14 protein-coding genes are annotated in these 18,644 nt (G+C 65.5%); 4 read left to right on the forward strand and 10 right to left on the reverse strand.

The annotated features are described in order from the left end of the window. Positions 1-7: 7 nt before the first annotated feature. The 5 genes from hutI to hutH form a co-directional block, all read right to left on the reverse strand. On the reverse strand, positions 8-1,177 hold the full coding sequence (gene hutI, locus ACFYOW_RS13510) for an imidazolonepropionase (RefSeq protein ID WP_387287634.1): 1,170 nt from the start codon (positions 1,175-1,177) through the stop codon (positions 8-10). A 29-nt stretch (positions 1,178-1,206) separates the two neighbouring features. Continuing rightward, positions 1,207-2,526 (reverse strand): formimidoylglutamate deiminase, encoded by a 1,320-nt coding sequence (locus ACFYOW_RS13515; RefSeq protein ID WP_387287636.1) that lies wholly within the window; start codon positions 2,524-2,526, stop codon positions 1,207-1,209. Positions 2,527-2,599: 73 nt separating this feature from the next. Beyond that, positions 2,600-3,799: an allantoate amidohydrolase gene (locus tag ACFYOW_RS13520; protein ID WP_387287638.1), complete on the reverse strand. Its 1,200-nt coding sequence runs from the start codon at positions 3,797-3,799 to the stop codon at positions 2,600-2,602. Next, positions 3,796-5,448, reverse strand: a complete 1,653-nt coding sequence (gene hutU, locus ACFYOW_RS13525) for a urocanate hydratase (protein WP_387287640.1) — start codon at positions 5,446-5,448, stop codon at positions 3,796-3,798. The genes ACFYOW_RS13520 and hutU overlap by 4 nt, the downstream gene beginning before the upstream one ends. Positions 5,449-5,588: 140 nt before the next feature. Beyond that, entirely contained in the window at positions 5,589-7,145 is a 1,557-nt protein-coding gene (hutH, locus tag ACFYOW_RS13530) for a histidine ammonia-lyase (RefSeq protein WP_387287642.1), read from the reverse strand. Positions 7,146-7,246: 101 nt separating this feature from the next. On the opposite strand from hutH, the gene ACFYOW_RS13535 reads away from it, so the two are divergent. Both ACFYOW_RS13535 and ACFYOW_RS13540 read left to right on the forward strand, forming a co-directional pair. Then, complete coding sequence (locus ACFYOW_RS13535) at positions 7,247-8,029, forward strand: IclR family transcriptional regulator (RefSeq protein ID WP_387287644.1); 783 nt, start codon at positions 7,247-7,249, stop codon at positions 8,027-8,029. Positions 8,030-8,205: 176 nt separating this feature from the next. After that, the gene (locus ACFYOW_RS13540) at positions 8,206-9,528 is read left to right on the forward strand and encodes a family 1 glycosylhydrolase (RefSeq protein ID WP_387287646.1); all 1,323 of its coding nucleotides are present in this window, start codon (positions 8,206-8,208) and stop codon (positions 9,526-9,528) included. Positions 9,529-9,871: 343 nt separating this feature from the next. Here ACFYOW_RS13540 and dmpI read toward each other — a convergent pair whose 3' ends face one another. From dmpI to ACFYOW_RS13560, 4 genes are all read right to left on the reverse strand, one after another. Then, entirely contained in the window at positions 9,872-10,057 is a 186-nt protein-coding gene (dmpI, locus tag ACFYOW_RS13545) for a 4-oxalocrotonate tautomerase DmpI (protein ID WP_040689632.1), read from the reverse strand. A gap of 149 nt (positions 10,058-10,206) precedes the next feature. Then, on the reverse strand, positions 10,207-11,088 hold the full coding sequence (locus tag ACFYOW_RS13550; protein WP_387287648.1) for a LysR substrate-binding domain-containing protein: 882 nt from the start codon (positions 11,086-11,088) through the stop codon (positions 10,207-10,209). Between the two features lie 117 nt (positions 11,089-11,205). After that, positions 11,206-11,910, reverse strand: coding sequence for a hypothetical protein (locus ACFYOW_RS13555; protein WP_387287650.1), 705 nt, complete (start codon positions 11,908-11,910; stop codon positions 11,206-11,208). 360 nt (positions 11,911-12,270) lie between these two features. Beyond that, entirely contained in the window at positions 12,271-13,800 is a 1,530-nt protein-coding gene (locus tag ACFYOW_RS13560) for a phytoene desaturase family protein (protein WP_387287652.1), read from the reverse strand. 172 nt (positions 13,801-13,972) lie between these two features. Between ACFYOW_RS13560 and ACFYOW_RS13565 the strand changes: the two genes are divergently transcribed. Beyond that, the gene (locus tag ACFYOW_RS13565) at positions 13,973-15,523 is read left to right on the forward strand and encodes an amino acid permease (protein WP_387287654.1); all 1,551 of its coding nucleotides are present in this window, start codon (positions 13,973-13,975) and stop codon (positions 15,521-15,523) included. A 43-nt stretch (positions 15,524-15,566) separates the two neighbouring features. Continuing rightward, complete coding sequence (locus ACFYOW_RS13570; protein ID WP_387287656.1) at positions 15,567-17,951, forward strand: response regulator; 2,385 nt, start codon at positions 15,567-15,569, stop codon at positions 17,949-17,951. Between the two features lie 10 nt (positions 17,952-17,961). Here the strand turns inward: ACFYOW_RS13570 and ACFYOW_RS13575 are convergent, their stop codons facing one another. Then, positions 17,962-18,576 (reverse strand): dihydrofolate reductase family protein, encoded by a 615-nt coding sequence (locus tag ACFYOW_RS13575; protein WP_387287658.1) that lies wholly within the window; start codon positions 18,574-18,576, stop codon positions 17,962-17,964. Positions 18,577-18,644: the final 68 nt, after the last annotated feature.

The raw sequence follows: 18,644 nt of genomic DNA on the forward strand, positions 1-18,644 counted from the left end.
CACCGGGTCATCCCGCGGCACCCGGCCATTCAGCCATTGGTATGCGTTGGCCCGAACGCCAGACGGCCAGCGTCAGAGGGACGCCCGGACGGTAGGCAATATGGGTGACCGAGGGAGCGTCGAGCACCTGAAGATCGGCTCGGGCGCCCACCTCGATGACTCCGACATCGTTGCGGCGCAATGCTTTCGCGCCCGCAGCGGTGGCCGCGTACACCGCTTCGGCGATCGAGAGGCCCATCTGGAGTACGGCCGTAGTGACGCAATAGGCCATCGATGTGGTGTAGGAACTGCCCGGATTGGCATTGGTGGCCAGGGCGACGGTCGCGCCCGCGTCGAGCAGTGCGCGGGCGGGAGCGAGGGGTTGACGGGTGGACAGGTCGCAGGCGGGCAGGACGGTGGCGACGGTGTCCGACGCGGCAAGGGCCTCGATATCGGCGTCGGTGAGGTAGGTGCAGTGATCCACGCTGGCCGCGCCGTGGCGGACGGCCAGTTGCACGCCGGGGCCGGTGCCCAATTGGTTGCCGTGCACGCGTAGACCGAGGCCGCGTGCGGCGGCGGCCCGCAGGACGCGATCGGACTGGTTCTCGTCGAAAGCGCCTGTCTCGCAGAAGACATCGGCCCAGCGCACATGCGGTGCGACCGCGTCGAGCATATCGCCACAGACCAGGTCCACGTAGGTTTCGGCATCGGCACCGGGCGGCACCAGGTGTGCGCCGAGGTAAGTCACCTCGTCGACGATGGCGGCGGCGATGCTGGCCGAGCGTGCCTCGTCGGGCACGCTCAGGCCGTATCCGGTCTTGGTCTCCAGGCACGTCGTCCCCTGGCGGTAGGCCTCGGTGACGTGGCGACGCAGGTTGGCCGAAAGCTGGTCGTCCGAGGCGCTTCTGGTGGCGGCGACAGTCGTTGCGATACCACCGGCACGGTAGGGCTGACCGGCCATTCTGGCCTCGAATTCGGCGGTGCGATCACCGGCGAAGACCAAGTGGGTGTGGCTGTCGACCCAGCCAGGTAGCGCGGCGCGGCCGCCGATATCGACCCGATCATCGGCGGCGGGTGCGGAGCTCGCCGGGCCGATCCAGGCGAAGCGTTCATCGTCGAGCACCACTGCGGCATCGTGCAACGGGCCGTCCGGTGCGTTGGTCGTCAGCTCACCGATTCCTGTGATCAGAGTCGACACGGTGCCCTTTCTGTGGGTGCGGATACTGGTCATTGCGGCGAGCGATCACGGTGGAACAAGGCCCGAATCTCGTCTCGCAGCACAATTTCGGGGTGTTGCACTAGTACATGGCGGCCCTCGGAGACCACCTGCCGCCCGCCGATCAGCACCTCGCGGATATCGGTTGCCGAAGCGGCGAACAGTGCGGCCGCGGGTTCGCTGCCCGCGGTCCGGATCGATTCGAGCTCGACGGTGACCAGATCGGCCGCCGCACCCGCTTCGATGCGACCTGCTTCCGGCCAGCCGATGGATGCGTGATCTGTTGCCGCACCGAACAACTCCGCAATCTCGAATCGTCCGCGCGTGTGAGAGGCGAGACGTTCGTTCAACTCCAGCGCACGCCACTCCTCGAAGCCGTCCACGACCGCGTGACTGTCGGTGCCGAGGCACAGCCGGACTCCGGCGTCGAGAAGTTCGCGGGCGGGACCGATGCCGTCGCCGAGGTCGCGTTCGGTGGTCGGGCAGAAGCATGCCCGCGACCTTGCCTCGGCCAGCATCTGAATATCGGCGGTGCTCATATGAGTGGCATGCACGGCCACCGTATCCGGCCCGAGCAACCCGCTATCCGCCAACAGCGCGGTCGGCGTAAGCCCGTGTGCAGCAAGGCAATCACGATTCTCGGCGGGTTGTTCGGACAGGTGGACGTGCACCGGCCGACCTTCGGCCTGTTGAGCGACCACGGCCAGTGCTTGCGGAGGCACCGCGCGCACCGAATGTGCGGCCACACCGGTGCGCACCAGTTCCGACTCCGGTTTGAACGCGGCCGCGCGCTCGGCCCAGGCAGCCGCATCACCGTCACTGAAGCGACGCTGGTGCTCGTCGGGAGGCTGACCGAATCCGCCACTGAGATAACAGGTATCGAGCAGGGTAAGCCGTATTCCAGCGTCCTGTGCCGCCGCGACCAGGGCCGCACTCATCGCATTCGGATCGGTATAGGCCACACCGCCGGGCGCGTGATGCAGATAGTGGAACTCACCGACGCTGGTGTATCCGGCGAGCACCATCTCCGCGTACACCCCCCGCGCGAGCCGGTAATAGGAGTCGGGATCCAGGCGATCTGCGACCGCGTACATCCGTTCGCGCCACGTCCAGAACGAGCCCCGGCCATGGTGGGTACGTCCACGCAAGGCGCGATGGAAAGCGTGTGAGTGCGCATTCGCGAAACCAGGAACGGTCAAGCCGTGCAACACATTTCCATTCGGCTCGGTTTCCCGTACCACCGAGCGGATTGTCGATCCGGCGACATCGATCGTCACCCGTTCGGCCAATCCGTCCGGTAGCCAGGCATATTCGGCCCAATAGACGCTCATTCGGCCGAACTCCCGCACATCGGAATCCGGTCACGCCGATCCGACACCTGCACCTGTGTCCAGTGGTCAGCGCTCATTTCGCCAAGTCCTCGAGCACACGAGCCAGGCTCGCGGCACCGAAGTCCACATCCGCGGGTTCAGAATATTCCTGCGGCGCATGGCTGATGCCGGTCGGGTTGCGGACATAGAGCATGCCGGAAGGCACGTGCGCCGCCAGAATGCCCGCATCGTGTCCGGCGCCGGTCGGTAGGGCGGGCACGCCGCCGAGTACCGCGTCCATTCGGCCCCGCAACGTCTCGTCGAAAACGACGTCGTCCGAATACGATTCCTCGGACACGGTGACCTCGCAGCCCTCGGCGGCCGCTGCCTCGCGTGCGAATCCGGCGATATCCTCGACCAATGCGGCGGTGCGTCCGTCTCCGGCGACGCGCGCATCCAGCCACAGATCCACCGTCGAGGCAATGACATTCGTGCCGCCCGGTGTGGGTATCAGCTTGCCGACGGTTGCTCTGGCATCGTCGGTGGCCGCGGCTACCCGGCGGGCAGCCGCGATCACGGCGGCCGCGGGCAGCATCGGATCGTGGCGGTCGGGCATGCGGGTCGCGCCCGCGTGGTTGCCCTGTCCGATGAAGGAGAACCGGTAGCGGCCGTGCGCGATGATGCTGCTACCGGTGGCGACCGCGCTGTCCAGGTCGATCAGCCCGCGTCCCTGTTCGACATGCAATTCGACGAAGCAGCCGATACTGGCGAGAGCTTCGGGATCAGCGCCGAAGCGCTCCAGGTCCTGCCCCGCTTTGGCCGCCGCCTCGGCGAAGGTGATCCCGGCGGCGTCCCGCAGTCCGCGAGCACGGTCGGCGTCGATGGCACCGGTGAGCAGTCTGGATCCCAGACACGGCACCCCGAAACGTCCGCCCTCCTCCTCCGCGAACACCAATAGCGCAAGCGGCTTCGCGGGAGTGAAACCCTCGGCGCGCAAGATATCCACCGCGGCGAGTGCGCTCGTCACTCCGAGCGGGCCGTCGAACGCACCGCCGCCGGGCACCGAGTCCAGATGACTCCCAGTGACCACCGCACCGGAACCGGGCCTCCCCCACCACGCCCAGATGTTCCCGTTGCGGTCGGTTGTCACATCCAGACCGCGCCGGGCCGCCTGCTCGATGAACCAGTCACGCAATTCCAGTTCGGCACGGTCGAAGGCGTGTCGGGAGTATCCGCCGTGCTGCGTATCCCGGCCCACATCGGCAATTTCGGCGAGCAGTCCGTTGGCTGTCACTTGTTCTCCTGCATCGGGATTCGCACGCCACGCTCCTCGGCGACCGCGCCGGCCCGCTCGTACCCGGCATCCACATGCCGAATCACGCCCATACCGGGGTCATTGGTGAGCACGCGCTCGATCTTCTGCCCGGCCAGCGCGGTTCCGTCGGCGACACAGACCTGTCCGGCGTGGATGGACCGGCCCATGCCGACGCCACCACCGTGGTGGATCGACACCCAACTGGCGCCCGAAGCGGTGTTGACCAGTGCGTTGAGCAGCGGCCAGTCGGCAATGGCATCGGACCCGTCGGCCATGGCCTCGGTTTCGCGATACGGCGAGGCGACGCTGCCGGAGTCGAGGTGGTCACGGCCGATCACCACCGGAGCCTGCAACTCGCCATTGGCGACCATCTCGTTGAAGCGGAGTCCGGCCAGGTGCCGTTCACCGTAGCCGAGCCAGCAGATGCGGGCCGGAAGTCCTTGGTAGGCGACGCGTTCCCCGGCCATCGTGATCCAGCGGCGCAGGGATTCGTTCTCCGGGAACAGTTCCAGCATGGCGCGATCGGTCGCGGCGATATCCGCCGGATCGCCGGACAGCGCGGCCCAGCGGAATGGCCCCTTGCCCTCGCAGAACAGCGGCCGGATGTAGGCGGGCACGAATCCCGGGAAGTCGAAGGCCCGCTCGCAACCACCGAGTTTCGCCTCGCCGCGCAGTGAATTGCCGTAGTCGAAGACCTCGGCACCGCGATCGAGGAAACCGAGCATCGCATCGACGTGTTCGGCCATGGATTCGCGCGAGCGGTCGGTGAATTCGTCAGGCTTCTTCGCGGCGTAATCGGCCCAGTCTTCGAGTGCGACACCACGCGGCAGGTATGCGAGGGGGTCGTGCGCCGAGGTCTGGTCGGTGACGATGTCGATCTCGACTCCTGCCGCCAACAGCCTCGGCAGCACCTCGCAGGCATTGCCGATCAGACCGACCGACAATGCCTTTCGCTCCTTGCGCGCCTTCGAGACCCGACGCACCGCATCATCGAAATCAGTGGCGATCTCGTCGAGATAGCGGTCGTGCACCCGGCGCTCGGCACGCGCAGGATCGCATTCGACGACCAGGGCGACACCGCCGTTCATGGTGACGGCCAGCGGCTGTGCACCACCCATGCCGCCCAAACCCGCTGTGAGCGTGAGAGTTCCGGCGAGCGTGCCGCCGAAACGCTTATCCGCCACCGCTGCGAAGGTCTCGTAGGTTCCCTGCAGAATGCCCTGGGTGCCGATGTAGATCCACGAACCCGCGGTCATCTGCCCGTACATGGTGAGGCCGAGCGATTCCAGTCTGCGGAACTCGGGCCAGGTCGCCCAGTCCCCCACCAGATTCGAATTGGCGATCAGTACCCGCGGCGCCCATTCATGCGTCCGGAATACGCCGACGGGCTTACCCGACTGGACCAGCAGGGTCTCATCGGCCTCGAGTGTGGTGAGCGTGCGGGTGATCGCATCGAAACTTGCCCAGTTCCGCGCCGCCTTACCGGTACCGCCGTACACGACCAGGTCCTGCGGGCGCTCCGCGACCTCGGGGTCGAGATTGTTCTGCAGCATCCGGAGTGCGCCCTCGGTCTGCCAGTTCTTGGCCGTCAGTTGCGTGCCACGTGCCGCGCGCACTGTCCGTGTCATCGGATTGCCTCCATATCAACGAATTTCCCGTCCGCCCCGCAGGTCGATGCCGCATGGCTACTGGTGATCTCGTATGACCATGTGCGCGAGCCTGATTCGCCGTGCGGGAATCGGATTTCTTCGGGTGTTGTCAAGGGAGCTCACTTTCCTGAGGTGCCGAGGTGGGGTGTGACCGCGCCCAGCAGTTCGCCGGAACGGACCAGTTCCGCCGCGGCGGCGATTTCCGGGGCGAGGTGTCGGTCCGGTCCCGGGCCGTCGACCTCGGTGCGAAGCAGGGCGAGGGCCGCCGCGGTTGCCGGGCCAGGACGCAGCGGGGCCCGTAAGTCCAATGCCCTTGCAGCCGTGAGATATTCGATGGCGAGCACGGTGGCCAGACCGTCGACGGCCCTGCGCAACTTGCGCGCGGCCGACCAGCCCATCGACACATGGTCTTCCTGCATCGCGCTGCTCGGAATCGAATCCACCGAGGCCGGCATCGCGAGGCGCTTGAGCTCGCTGACGATTCCCGCTTGGGTGTACTGCGCGATCATATGGCCGGAATCGACACCCGGATCGGCTGCGAGGAAGGCCGGAAGGCCGTGCGAGCGTGCGACATCCAGCATCCGGTCGGTGCGCCGCTCGGCCATGCTGGCGACATCAGCGACCGGAATGGCCAGGAAGTCCAGGACATACGCCACCGGAGCACCATGGAAGTTGCCGTTGGATTCCAGCCTGCCATCGGCGAGCACGACGGGATTGTCGATCGCCGAGGCCATTTCGCGCTCAGCGACCAGTTCGGCGTGCGCGAGGGTGTCGCGGGCGGCACCGTGCACCTGTGGTGCGCAACGCAACGAATACGCGTCCTGCACCCGGTTGCAGTCCGGACCCCGGTGGCTGGCAACGATTTCCGATCCCGCGAGCGCGGCCGCCATGCGCCGCGCCGAGAGGGCTTGGCCGGGATGCGGGCGCAGCGCCTGCAGATCATCGGCGAAGACCCGGTCGGTGCCGAGCAGTGCCTCGACACTCATGGCGGCGGTGATATCGGCGACGTCGAGCAGTTGGCGCAGGTCATTGATCGCGAGCGCCAGCATGCCGAGCATGCCGTCCGTGCCGTTGGTCAGCGCGAGGCCTTCCTTCTCGGCAAGGGTCACCGGCTTGATTCCCTTGGCGCGCAAGGCTTCCGCCGCTGTAACCACGTCTCCAGCGGGATCCGTGACCTCGCCCTCCCCCATCAGCGCCAACGCGACCGCGGCCAGTGGCGCGAGATCGCCGGAGCAGCCCAGCGATCCGAACTCGTGCACCACCGGCGTAATGCCCGCATTGATCAAGGCAGCCAAGGTGAGTGCCGTCTCCGGTCGCACACCGGTATGCCCAGTGGCCAGCGTGCGCAGCCGCAGCAGCATCATGGCGCGCACTACCTCTGTCTCGACCGCGGCACCTGCGCCTGCCGCGTGCGAGCGGATCAGCGACCGCTGTAGCGCGGCCCGGCTCTCCGGCGGAATGTGCCGGGTGGCCAGTGCACCGAAGCCGGTGGAGACGCCGTAGGTCGGGACCGTGCCCGCCGCCAGCGCGTCGACATGCCGGCGTGCGTCGGTCAGCCGCTTCTCAGCGGCCTCGCTGAATCGAACTTCCGCGCCGTCGCGGGCAACGGCGACGATGCGTTCGACGGTCAGCGGCCCGTCCAGCTCCACGGGCGGTAACTGCGTGGTATCCGGCATAGACCCATTCCACCGCCACCAGGGCGGGTGGAGAATGAGGCTGAACCAGGTTGTGTCTGGTATCCGAGACACTGTGCCCAATCGGCTCGGGAGGAAGTGGTATGGGAGCGAGCAGCGACATTCCGGCGCTGCGGCGCGGCCTGGCCGTGCTGCAGCTGATGGCGACCCGGGCCGGGCCGGTCTCCGCATCCACGATCGCGCGCGCGCTCGACATCCCCCGCTCGACCACCTATCACCTGCTCGCCGAGTTGGAGCAGGCCCGCTTCGTCACCCGGCTGCCCGCCGAACGGCGCTACGGCCTCGGTATCGCCGCCTTCGAACTCGGTTCGGCCTATCTGCGGCACGATCCGCTGGAGCGGGTGGCCGGACCGTTGCTGCGCGAGTTGGCCGGACGGGTCGGGCACAACGCGCACCTCGGGGTCCTGCACGGCAATGAACTGCTGTATCTGATCAAAGAACGCCCGGCACGCCCTGAAACGCTGGTGACCGATGTCGGCGTCCGCCTGCCCGCACAGTTGACCGCATCGGGCCGGGCGATCCTGGCGCATCTGCCCGCTGCCCATGTGCGTGCGCTGTTCCCGTCGTCGGCGGCCTTCGTACGCCGCACCGATCGCGGGCCGACCAGCCTCGCGGCGCTGCGCACCATCTTGGCCGCCGAGCGTCGGCGCGGCTGGGCGAGCGAGGACGGACATGTCACCGCCGGATTCGCCTCGGTCGCCTATCCGGCGTTCGATCACGACCATCGGCCGATCGCGGCGATCAGCGTGACGCTGCGGCACCATTGCGAGCAGATCCCGTGTGCCGCCGATTGGTCCGGTCTCGCCGCCCAGGTGCGGTCCACCGCTGACGATCTCACCCGCCGCATCGGCGGGCGGGTGAGCTGACAGCGCGAATAGATAGCAATCGAGACGAAATTCCAGGTCTTTCGACTGCAATCGCGACACACCGACCAACTGCCCAGGTTTCAGCAATCAGCCAGTTACGATGAAGGATCACCGACCGGGGCAATGCCCCACCGGGTGACGCACGACCAACAGTGCCGGATGGGGACAGGAGCACGATGCGAACACCGATGCGCCGCCGCGCCCTGGTCGGGCTCGCGATCATCGCGAGCGCGCTACTGCTGCAGAGCCTCGCCATGCCGACCGCACAGGCCACCATCGCACCGTTCGGCCGGGAATTCCTATGGGGCGTCGCATCATCGGGCTTCCAATCCGAAGGCCGTGCGCCGGAAAGCAATTGGACCCGCTACATCGAAACCGGCAAGGCCGGCGACGACTACGAGAATTCGGTCGACTTCTACAAACGCTACATCTCCGACATCAACCTCGCCGCGCATCTCGGGGTCCGGGTGTATCGGATCGGCATCGAATGGGCGCGGGTACAGCCACAACCCGATACCTGGGACGAGGCGGCATTCGGCTTCTACGACAATGTGATCGCGCGCATCCTCGCGGCCGGTATGCGGCCGATGCTCACCCTGGACCATTGGGTGTATCCCGACTGGGCCGCCGATCGCGGCGGCTGGCGCAATCCGGGCATGGTCGAGTATTGGCTGGCCAATACGCGAAAGGTGGTGAACCGCTATGCCTCTCGCAATCCGCTGTGGGTCACCTTCAACGAGCCCGCCGCCTACATCGGCACCGAACTGCGCATCGGTGCGATCACGCCGGACGAGGCGCCCGCGATGCTGGACCGAATCGCCCAGGCGCACAACGCGATCTATGACACCATCCATCAGAACCTGCCCGACGCACAGGTCACCAGTAATCTCGGCTATGTCGCAGGCGCCGAGACCGAGGTGAATCAGCCGCTTGTGGACCGGATCGCCGATAAGCTCGATTTCATCGGCGTCGACTACTATTTCGCGCCCCTGCCGGAAACGAACAAAGCGGTCCAGGGTGGTTCGAACGAGGGTCCGGCGATCTGGGAACTCCCGATTCACACCGAAGGCATCTACTACGCCCTGCGCCATTACGCGCAGTTGTTTCCCGACCGCCCACTGTATGTCGTGGAGAACGGCATGCCCACCGAGGACGGCAAACCGCGCGCCGACGGCTACACCCGCTCCGACCACCTCCGCGACACCGTCTACTGGATCCAGCGCGCCAAGGCCGACGGCATGAACGTCGTCGGCTACAACTACTGGAGCCTGACCGACAACTACGAATGGGGCAGCTACACACCACGTTTCGGCCTCTACACCGTCGACGTCCGCACCGATCCCACCCTGACCCGCAATCCCACCGACGCAGTCGACGCCTACCGCGGCATCATCCAATCCGGCGGCGTCCCCACCAGCTACCGACCGACCCGCCCACCGGTCGAATGCGGATTGGTCGACCCACCCGACAGCTGCGACGAAACCGTCGCCGTTCCCTAGCCGCTGGATCAGGGTTCGCCCGAGCCGTGGTCCACGATCCGCGATCAATAACGAGAACTGCGGCGGACTGGACGCCCATGGCCGGTGCCGCCACGGCCAGCAGGACGATACGGATGGCACCGAGCGCATCGGCGAAGACAGCAATAACGGAGACGACGACCACCAACGCCGCCTCGCTCGCAAGGCAGTGACGGATGCGTGCGGTGCGCTGTATCCCCGGTGGTATTACGCGACCGCTGATAGCAACACCAGGACCACCGGCCCGACCGGTAGCCAGCGCTTGTCATGCTTTGATCGGCATGATCGCGACGGTATCGGTCGGGCTTCGGCATCCCGCGGTCGGCTATTTCTTATCGGCGGTCAGCTGTCCGGCCGCGCCCCAACTGTCGGCGGGGGTCTCGTGGATCCACACCTGCACGGTTTCGGCCGGGATCTGGTAAGCGTCGACGAAGGCGTCGGTGATCCGGCGGACCAGGTCCCGCTTGAGTTCGACGGTGCGCGGACCCTGCTGGACGGTGACGATGGGCATGACTGATCTCCTGACTGAAAAGGGTTGGGACAGACCGCATCCGGTGGTTCTTGGCTACTCAGCGGCCTGTTATCAGTTCACCCGAACGAAGATCATCGACCAAGGGCCAGTTCGTTCGCACAGCGATAACGAATGCTTATTGTTCGCGGTCACCTCGCCAGAAGGTCGCGCAATAGCTTCGAGCTCGGCGAATCGGTCCCGGCTCGCAGGGCTACGGCAATCGGCAGGCTCAGGCCGCCGTCTGCGAACGGGCGGAAGGCCACTCGCGGATTGTGCACCTGGTCGGCATTGGCCGCGTAGATCACCGTCCACATCGCGGCAGCGGTGCCGATCGCGGCCAAATTGTCCTGCAGCGTCGTGGCGGTCGGGGCCGGAACCGGCTCGAAACCCGCACGCTGACAAGACATCAGCACCAGATCCACCAGCGCCGGATGATTGCGCCGCTCGGTCATCCGCAGTGGCACCGAGGCCAGATCGGCCAACCGCACCGTCTCGTGCGCGGCCAGCGGATGCCGGGCCGGAAGCACCGCGACGAGCGGGTCGTCCCAGGCGCGCACATACTCCAGCTCTGGAGTGTCGTCGGCTGCGGGCGCACGCACGAAGGCCGCATCCAATCGTCCGTCGGCCACCTGCGCCAACCGCTCGCGCACCGGCAGCGTGACCAACTCGATCCGCATCTGCGGAAGACGCTCGGCAAAGGCATCCAGGATGGCGTCCAGCCGCGCGCCGAGTCCGGTGACCGTGCCGAGCCGGAAGACCTCGGCCCGCGCACCCGCCAGATCGGCCACCGATGCCCGCGCCTGATCGGCCGCGATCAGCACACCGCGCGCCGCGGGCAGAAACCGCTGCCCGGCCTCGGTCAGCCGCACCCGACGCGGCGACCGATCCAGCAACTGCACCTTCAATTCCCGCTCGAGCCGCTGCACCTGCTGACTCACCGCTGGTTGCGCGATATGCAGTCGCTCAGCTGCGCGCCCGAAGTGCAGTTCCTCGGCCACGGTGACGAAATAGCGCAATTGGCGCAGCTCCATGGCGCGGGCTCCTCGAGGTAGCGGTCGTTGTCGATCCATGAAACCAGCAACTTCGGGATCGACAGAAAAAGATCGGCGGGCGCTCGGTGCGAGCGCCCGCCGATCGGTGTGCCGGGTTTACTTCGGTGCCGTGAAGGGCTGGTTGATCGTGGTGAAGTACTGGATCGCGGCGGCGATGGCGACCGGAGCCGTGACGAAGATCTGTCCGGCCAGGGTGCCGAGCGCGCCGACGGCGATGATGCCGCCGATGCAGCCGACCGCGGCGGCGGGGATGAAGGGACCGAACAGGCCGACAATGGTGGCCGCGGCGACGGTCGCGCCCGCGATGCCGCCCAGGACGCAGCCGATGGCGCCGCCGCCGAGGCCGCCGACCAGGGTGCCAATGGTGGCGCCCATGCTGATGGTACTGGTCAGGCGGTTCCAGGCGGCCTGCTCACGGTCGTAGTCGGACTTCCATGGGGCCTTGTCCTCAAACGGCAGCGCCACCGGCTTGTACACGGCGTGGGCCATATCGAACTGCGGAGTCAGCGTCGCGGTGTGATCCTGGATATCCGCCGCGATCGGGAAGACGAAATCGTCCACCCGGAAGGACAATTCGGTGCCCGCGAGGGTCGTACCGTCGACGGCCTTGATCTTGAAGACACCGCCTTCGTCGACAAGCGAACCGGCATCGGTCTTGATGATGGTCGAGGACGGAGTCGCGGTGGCCGTGTAGTTCACGGCGCCGTTGTCGGTTTCGGGCGCGGCATTCACGGTCCCGGCCGTGGCACCGAGCGCCGCGATCACCAGCGCCGAGGTCGCGGCGAATTTCCTCATCAACATGCTTTGGTTCCTAACGGGGTGGACTGCGGAAGCAGACCTATTAAAACCGCTGCACGCAAGCGGTTCGTGACCAAATCGTTAATGTTTGCTCATTGATTGCCATCAATGTCATGCCCGAGTTGATCATGATGTGATTTGCATCACACTGGCCAGATTCATATATCTCGCCGCCATCCAGTAGAAACCTGCGCGGGAAACTCGAATGCCACAATCGAATTCCACCATGGGCAAAACGTAAAATCCTCAGCGAAAACCGTCATGACCCATCAGTGTCGAGCCATCCCGCGCAAGGCAGTAATGCGAAATCTGCATGACGCAATTTTCATTGTGATGCCGCTCACATTGGTGACCCACTCGTGATCAGCGCGTTTCGAGAACTGCCATGGCGGCACTGTGGCCGGGAATGCCGCTGACACCGCCGCCGCGAATCGCGCCCGCACCGCAGATGAAGACGTTGGGCACGTCCGTAGCCACACCCCACCGAGCCGCCGGAGTATCGGGTTCGTCGGAGCAATAAGGAAAGGCCAGGTCCCGGTGGAAGATATGCCCGCCGGGGAGGGCCACCTCACGTTCCAGGTCTACCGGTGACTTGGCCTCGATACACGGTGCACCGTCCTCGTCGAGCGCGAGGCAATCGACAAGCGGTTCGGCGAGCACCGCATCCAGTTGGGCCAGTGCGGCTTTCACGGCCATCGCCTTCGCCGCCTCCGGATCGGACTCGAAAAGCCTTGCCGGAGTGTGTAACCCGAACAGCGTGAGGGTATGCAGATCGGAGCCGGGCGCGAGAATCGAGGGATCGGTCAGGGTGTGACAGTAGATCTCCGACGGCAGGGCCGACGGGATACGTCCGCCGGACGCCTCGCGATATGCCTGCTCCAGTTGCGAATACGATTCGGCGATATGAAATGTCCCGGCGAATGCCTCGCGCGGATCTGCCGAAACGTCGCGCAACCGAGGTAACCGCCGCAGCACCATATTCACTTTCAGTTGGGAGCCTTCGGGTTTCGGCTCCCCGGGTATGCCCAGCAGCTGTGCGAGCTCATGCGGTGCCGCATTGATGAGCACATGCCGCGCGCTGATCACACCGTCCGCATAGCGCACTTCCGCTGTGAAATCGTCGGATTCGACCTCGGTCACGGCACAGCCGGTGATCAACTCGGCACCGGCGGCGCGAACCGCGTCGGCGAGTGCGTCGGTGAGCGCGCCCATACCGCCGATCGGCACATCCCAGTCGCCGGTGCCGCCACCGATCACGTGGTAGAGGAAGCACCGGTTCTGGCGCAGTTCAGGATCGTGCGCATGGGTGAAGGTTCCGATGAGTGCGTCGGTGAGCACGACCCCGCGCACGGTGTCGTCGGCAAAGGTGGACTCGACCGTCTCCCCCAGCGGCCGCTCGAACAGCGCCGACCAGGTGGCGGGATCGTCGACAACCCGCTCGAGCTCCAACCGCGTCGGCAACGGTTGCGTCAGCGTCGGAAAAACCCGCTGCGCGAGCCGCCCGGTCGCGCCGTAGAACTCCTGCCACGCCCGGAAATCCCGGTCCGAACCGGTGAGCCGCACGAAGCTGTCCCGGGTTCTGGCCTCGGAACCGGTATCGATCAGCAGTCCACCGTCCCCGACCGGCGTATACGACGAGATCCGCCGACGCCGCGTCGCGAACCGCAGCCCGAGTTCCTCGACGATCCGCCGCGGCAGCAGGCTCACCAGATACGAATACCGCGACAATCGCGCATCGACGCCCGGGAACACCCGCGCCGAAACCGCGGCCCCGCCGGTGTGCTCCTGCCGCTCCAGCACCAGCACCGAACGCCCGGCTCGCGCCAGGTATGCGGCGGCCACCAGCCCGTTGTGACCACCACCGACCACCACCACGTCATAGGAGGAGCGCATCGGTCGCATCCGTCTTGCCTACCACGGATGCCGCGGATCGAATCTCCGAATGCGCGATTGCCGAGAGATTACGGCCCGGTTTCCATATTTCCCTGCGATTGACCAGCACTCACTTCACACTTAGCTTCTGGCAAACGCTGTATGAGGGCGGCGTTTTCACCCGGGAGCGATCATGACCGAATCCACCACACCATCCGATGACGAACGGCGCCTGGCCGAACTCGGCTACAAACAGGAACTGGCGAGATCCTGGTCCGGATTCTCCAACTTCGCCATCAGCTTCACCATCGTCTCCATCCTGACCGGCGGACTGGCCAGTTATGGCATCGGTCTGGCCAACGGCGGCCCGATCACCATGGCGTGGGGCTGGCCGCTGGTCTCGGTCATGGTGTTGTTCGTGGGCCTGGCGATGGCCGAATTGGCCTCGGCCTACCCGACTTCCGGCGGTCTGTACTGGTGGGCATCCGAGTTGGGCGGCCCGGTCTGGGGCTGGTTCACCGGGTGGTTCAACCTGATCGGCCAGATCGCGGTGACCGCCGCCATCGACTACGGCGCGGCCATCTTCACCACCGCGGTGCTCAATGTGATCGGCATCGATATCGGAACCGACCGCACCGCAATCTTTTTGGTCTTCACCGCGATCCTGATCCTGCACGCCGTACTGAATGCGATCGGCCCGCATCTGTCCGCGGTCATCAACAACATCTCCGCCTGGTGGCATGTCGGCGGTGTGGCGATCTTCGTCGTCGTACTCGGGTTCGGCGCGAGCCACCATCAGAGCGTCGGCTTCGTCTTCACCGAAACCGTCGACAACAGCGCGGTCGGCTTCGGCGGGGTGGCGTTCAGCTTTCTGCTCGGGTTGCTGCACGCGCAGTACACATTCACCGGCTACGACGCATCGGCGCATATGTCGGAGGAGACCCACGATGCCGCGCGCACAGCGGCCAAGGGCATCATCAATACCATTGTCGTCTCGGCCGTCGCCGGTTATCTGCTCATCATGGCGGTGACCTTCGCCATTCCGAATCTCGACGACGCGCTCGATCCGACGAAGAACAGCGGCTACCCGGTGATCTATATCCTGGAAAACTCGCTGAATTCGTTCTGGTCCGGGCTGCTGCTGATCATCGCCGCGATCGCGCAGCTGTTCTGCGGCTATGCCTCGGTCACCTCGGCCTCACGCATGCTGTTCGCCTTCTCCCGAGACGGCGCTGTGCCGGGATCGGCCTACTGGTCGCGCCTATCGGCCCGCAAGGTGCCGGTGCACGCGGTGCTGTTCATCTCGTTCTTCTCGTTCGTGCTGTTGATCCCGTCGATGCTGGTGCCCGCGGAGAACGCGCCGACCGCCTACGCGGCGGCCACCTCCGTCGCCACCATCGGCCTCTACATCGCCTACGGCATCCCGATCCTGTTGCGTCAACTGCACGGCGGCCGATTCCACACCGGCCCTTGGCAACTCGGTCCCTGGTATCGACCTGTCGGCATCATCGCCCTGATCTGGATCGTGCTGATCAGCCTGTTGTTCATCCTGCCGACCGATGATCGCGGCTATCCGTGGAACAGTGAATTCACTTGGAACACCGTCAATTACGCACCGATCACCCTGGTCGGCGTGGTGGGCGCGATCGGTATCTGGTGGCTCGCATCGGCCAGACACTGGTTCACCGGACCCAGGCGAACGGTCGTCGAGACCGGTGAGTCCGAGGCGCCGGTACAGGCCTGACCTGCTCATATCGGTGGCCGCACGGTGGGGATAGAGTCGACGTGTGTCCGTGGAGATCGATTTCCGCGCCGTTTTCGAGTCCGCACCAGGTCTGTACCTGGTACTCGATGCCGACCTGTGCATTGTCGCGGTGACCGACGCATATGCCGCCGCGACGATGACCGAACGACAGGACCTCCTCGGCAAGAATATTTTCACGGCATTTCCGGACAATCCGGACGATTCGTCGGCAGAGGGTGTCCGTAACCTGCGGGTATCGCTGGAACGGGTGCTGCGGGACCGGGTCACCGATGCGATGCCGGTTCAGCGCTACGACATCCGCAAGCCCGACGGCACCTTCGAACCGCGATTCTGGAGTCCGACCAACTCCCCCGTCCTCGGTACCGACGGCGAGCTGCGCTATGTCATCCACCGCGTCGAGGATGTCACCGATTTCGTCCGCCTCGAAGCATCCGACGCGGCGAAACGAGAGGAAACCGCCGCACTGCGGGCTTCGAGCCAGGAAATGGAACAGGAGGTGTTCGCCCGAGTCCGTGAGGTCGCCGAAACCAGCAGGCAGCTCAAGGAGGCCAATGTCGAACTGACTCAGTTGTACGCTCGCGCGAAGGAACTGGACGAACTGAAGAGCCAGTTCGTCGCCAATATCAGCCACGAGCTGCGAACCCCGCTCATGTTGATCTTGGCGCCGACCCAGAAGTTGCTCGACCGGTGCGTGCCCGCCGACCGTGACGAACTCGAGTTGATCCTGCGCAATGCGCGCATACTGCAGCGTCAGATCGACGATCTGCTCGACGCCTCGAAGCTGGAGTCGGGCGCCATACGACCCGAGTACGCCTGGATCGATGTCACCGAGCAGGTGCGGCTCAGCTCGGCCTTCTTCGAGTCCATGGCGGTCGACCGCGGCATCCGCCTGGCCCTCGACGCGCCGCAGCCCGTCCCCGCCGCACTCGATCCCGAACACCTGCAGCGCATTCTGCTGAATCTGCTGTCCAACGCCTTCAAATTCGTCCCCGAAGGCGGCATGATCCGCTGCACCGTACGCCCTGCCGATGACAATGTGGTCATCGAGATCGCCGATAGCGGCCCAGGCATACCGGCATCGCACCGCACCGCGGTCTTAGAGCGGTTCCGTCAGGTCGATGGCGCGGCGACCCGCGAGGTGGGCGGCACGGGTTTGGGCCTCAGCATCGTCCGTGACCTGGTGCGCCTACAGCGCGGTGACATCACTATCACCGACGCACCGGAGGGCGGCGCGATGATCGTGATCGAGCTGCCGCGAGCAGCCCCACCGGGCACCCCGGTCCGCCGCTCGGCCACCGAGCCCATACCGATTCGGGCAGGTAACGCCGCCGACGCGCTGATTGCCGAGCTGACGCCCGAGAGCGGCGAACCCACCACATACTCGGATACCGGATCGGATGAGTCGGAACCGAAACCGTCGGTCATTGTCGTCGAGGACAATGCCGACCTCAACGCCCTGATCCGGGAAGCGCTTTCCGAGTCCTATCGGGTCACTGCCGCCGACAACGGCGGCACGGGACTGCGGCTGGCCCGAGCACACAAGCCGGATCTGATCGTGTGCGACCTCATGATGCCGGGCATGAGCGGCGACGAACTTCTGCACGAGATCCGCACCGACCACGAGCTGCGCAACACCCCGGTACTCATCGTCAGCGCTCGCGCAGACGAGCGGTCGCGGCTGGATCTGCTGCGTGCCGGCGCCAACGACTACCTGCGGAAGCCTTTCGAGGTCGCCGAACTCCGAGCACGGGTGGACAATCTGGTGAACCTCCGGCTTGCCGAGACGCAACTACGGGCCTTGCGGATCATCAACGAACGCGACCGCATCGCTCACGAACTGCACCGCACGGTGATCGATCAACTGTTCGGCATCGGGATGCGATTGAGCGGGATCCGTCACCTGGCCCGGGTGCCGGCCGTCACCACCCGCATCGACGACGCGGTCCAAGAACTCGATGCCGTCATCGATCACATCCGCGACACCGTCGCGGAACTCGCCTCGGAAGTCGAAAACGAGACCCCATTCCGCACGGAGATCATGGAACTCGCCAGCGAGGCCGCCGAGGCACTCGGCGCACAGTCCCAAGTCGGCTTCGCCGGACCGGTCAACGATCTCGATCCCGCTCTCGCATCCGCAGCGCTCGAAGTCGTAGAACGGGTACTGCGCACGATGCGCCAGCGTGCGGTCGCCGAGGACATCCGGGTCAACGTCATCCTCGACGACCGCCAATTTGCCATCATCATGCACGAAATCACTTGGACACCAACCGATCTCGCAATATCGGAGCATGAGCCGGAACCATTGCCGGAAACCCTTGTCGGCTACGGCGCAAACCTGACGGTCACTACGCCCATACCCACCGAAACCGCTTGGTCCCTGACGATCCCGCGCGCCGGCAGGTGCTGACCGACTGGTCTCAATCCTCTTGAGGCAGGAACTGCTTCGCGTACTCGTACCCTTCGGTACCTTCGGCCGCCGCCTTGGCGTACACCAGGTGGACGACACCGGTTTTGAAGGTATTGGACGAAAGCAGTTGCAACGGAAGCGCAGTGTCGGTCTCCTCGAACAATCGCAGGCCCTTGCGCACCGCGATCGGGTGCACCAGCAGGTGCAGTTCGTCCAAGAGCCCGACCTCGAGCAGTTGGCGGACAATCGATACCGATCCGCTGATGCCGATGGGTGCGTCGCCGGGCTCATCCTTCAGCGCCGCGACGGCCTCCGCCAGATCACCTTTCAGCACTTCGGAATTGCGCCACGTGAAGGTGAGATCCTGATGCGTGACCACGATCTTGCGCGCGTCGCCGAGCTTCTTGGCCATCTCGGCATCCACATCGCCCGCGGCCTCCCGCTCCGGCCATGCCCCGGCGAACCCCTCGTAGGTCTTGCGGCCCAGCAGCAGCGTATCGGCCGCGCCGAGCTGGCTGTCGACAGCCGTGGCCATCTCCTCGTTGAAGTACGGGAAGTGCCAATCCTGGGGGTTGTCGACGACGCCGTCGAGTGCGATGAACAGTCCGGCGGTGATTTTCCGCATCGGTATCTCCTTGGTCGGTGGTTGATGCCGTGTCACCAGATCAGACGGACGGAAGCCGGAATAATCAT

This window comes from Nocardia sp. NPDC006982 (assembly GCF_042869435.1).
In the GTDB taxonomy this organism is placed as follows: domain Bacteria; phylum Actinomycetota; class Actinomycetes; order Mycobacteriales; family Mycobacteriaceae; genus Nocardia.

What these genes read in the sequence shown, in the direction of transcription:
- ACFYOW_RS13550 (WP_387287648.1), bottom strand. Translation starts at nt 11,088, where the DNA reads ATGGAGCTGCGCCAATTGCGCTATTTCGTCACCGTGGCCGAGGAACTG.
- hutH (WP_387287642.1), bottom strand. Translation starts at nt 7,145, where the DNA reads ATGCCGGATACCACGCAGTTACCGCCCGTGGAGCTGGACGGGCCGCTG.
- ACFYOW_RS13575 (WP_387287658.1), bottom strand. Translation starts at nt 18,576, where the DNA reads ATGCGGAAAATCACCGCCGGACTGTTCATCGCACTCGACGGCGTCGTC.
- ACFYOW_RS13555 (WP_387287650.1), bottom strand. Translation starts at nt 11,910, where the DNA reads ATGTTGATGAGGAAATTCGCCGCGACCTCGGCGCTGGTGATCGCGGCG.
- hutU (WP_387287640.1), bottom strand. Translation starts at nt 5,448, where the DNA reads ATGACACGGACAGTGCGCGCGGCACGTGGCACGCAACTGACGGCCAAG.
- ACFYOW_RS13515 (WP_387287636.1), bottom strand. Translation starts at nt 2,526, where the DNA reads ATGAGCGTCTATTGGGCCGAATATGCCTGGCTACCGGACGGATTGGCC.
- ACFYOW_RS13560 (WP_387287652.1), bottom strand. Translation starts at nt 13,800, where the DNA reads ATGCGCTCCTCCTATGACGTGGTGGTGGTCGGTGGTGGTCACAACGGG.
- ACFYOW_RS13535 (WP_387287644.1), top strand. Translation starts at nt 7,247, where the DNA reads ATGGGAGCGAGCAGCGACATTCCGGCGCTGCGGCGCGGCCTGGCCGTG.
- ACFYOW_RS13540 (WP_387287646.1), top strand. Translation starts at nt 8,206, where the DNA reads ATGCGAACACCGATGCGCCGCCGCGCCCTGGTCGGGCTCGCGATCATC.
- ACFYOW_RS13565 (WP_387287654.1), top strand. Translation starts at nt 13,973, where the DNA reads ATGACCGAATCCACCACACCATCCGATGACGAACGGCGCCTGGCCGAA.
- dmpI (WP_040689632.1), bottom strand. Translation starts at nt 10,057, where the DNA reads ATGCCCATCGTCACCGTCCAGCAGGGTCCGCGCACCGTCGAACTCAAG.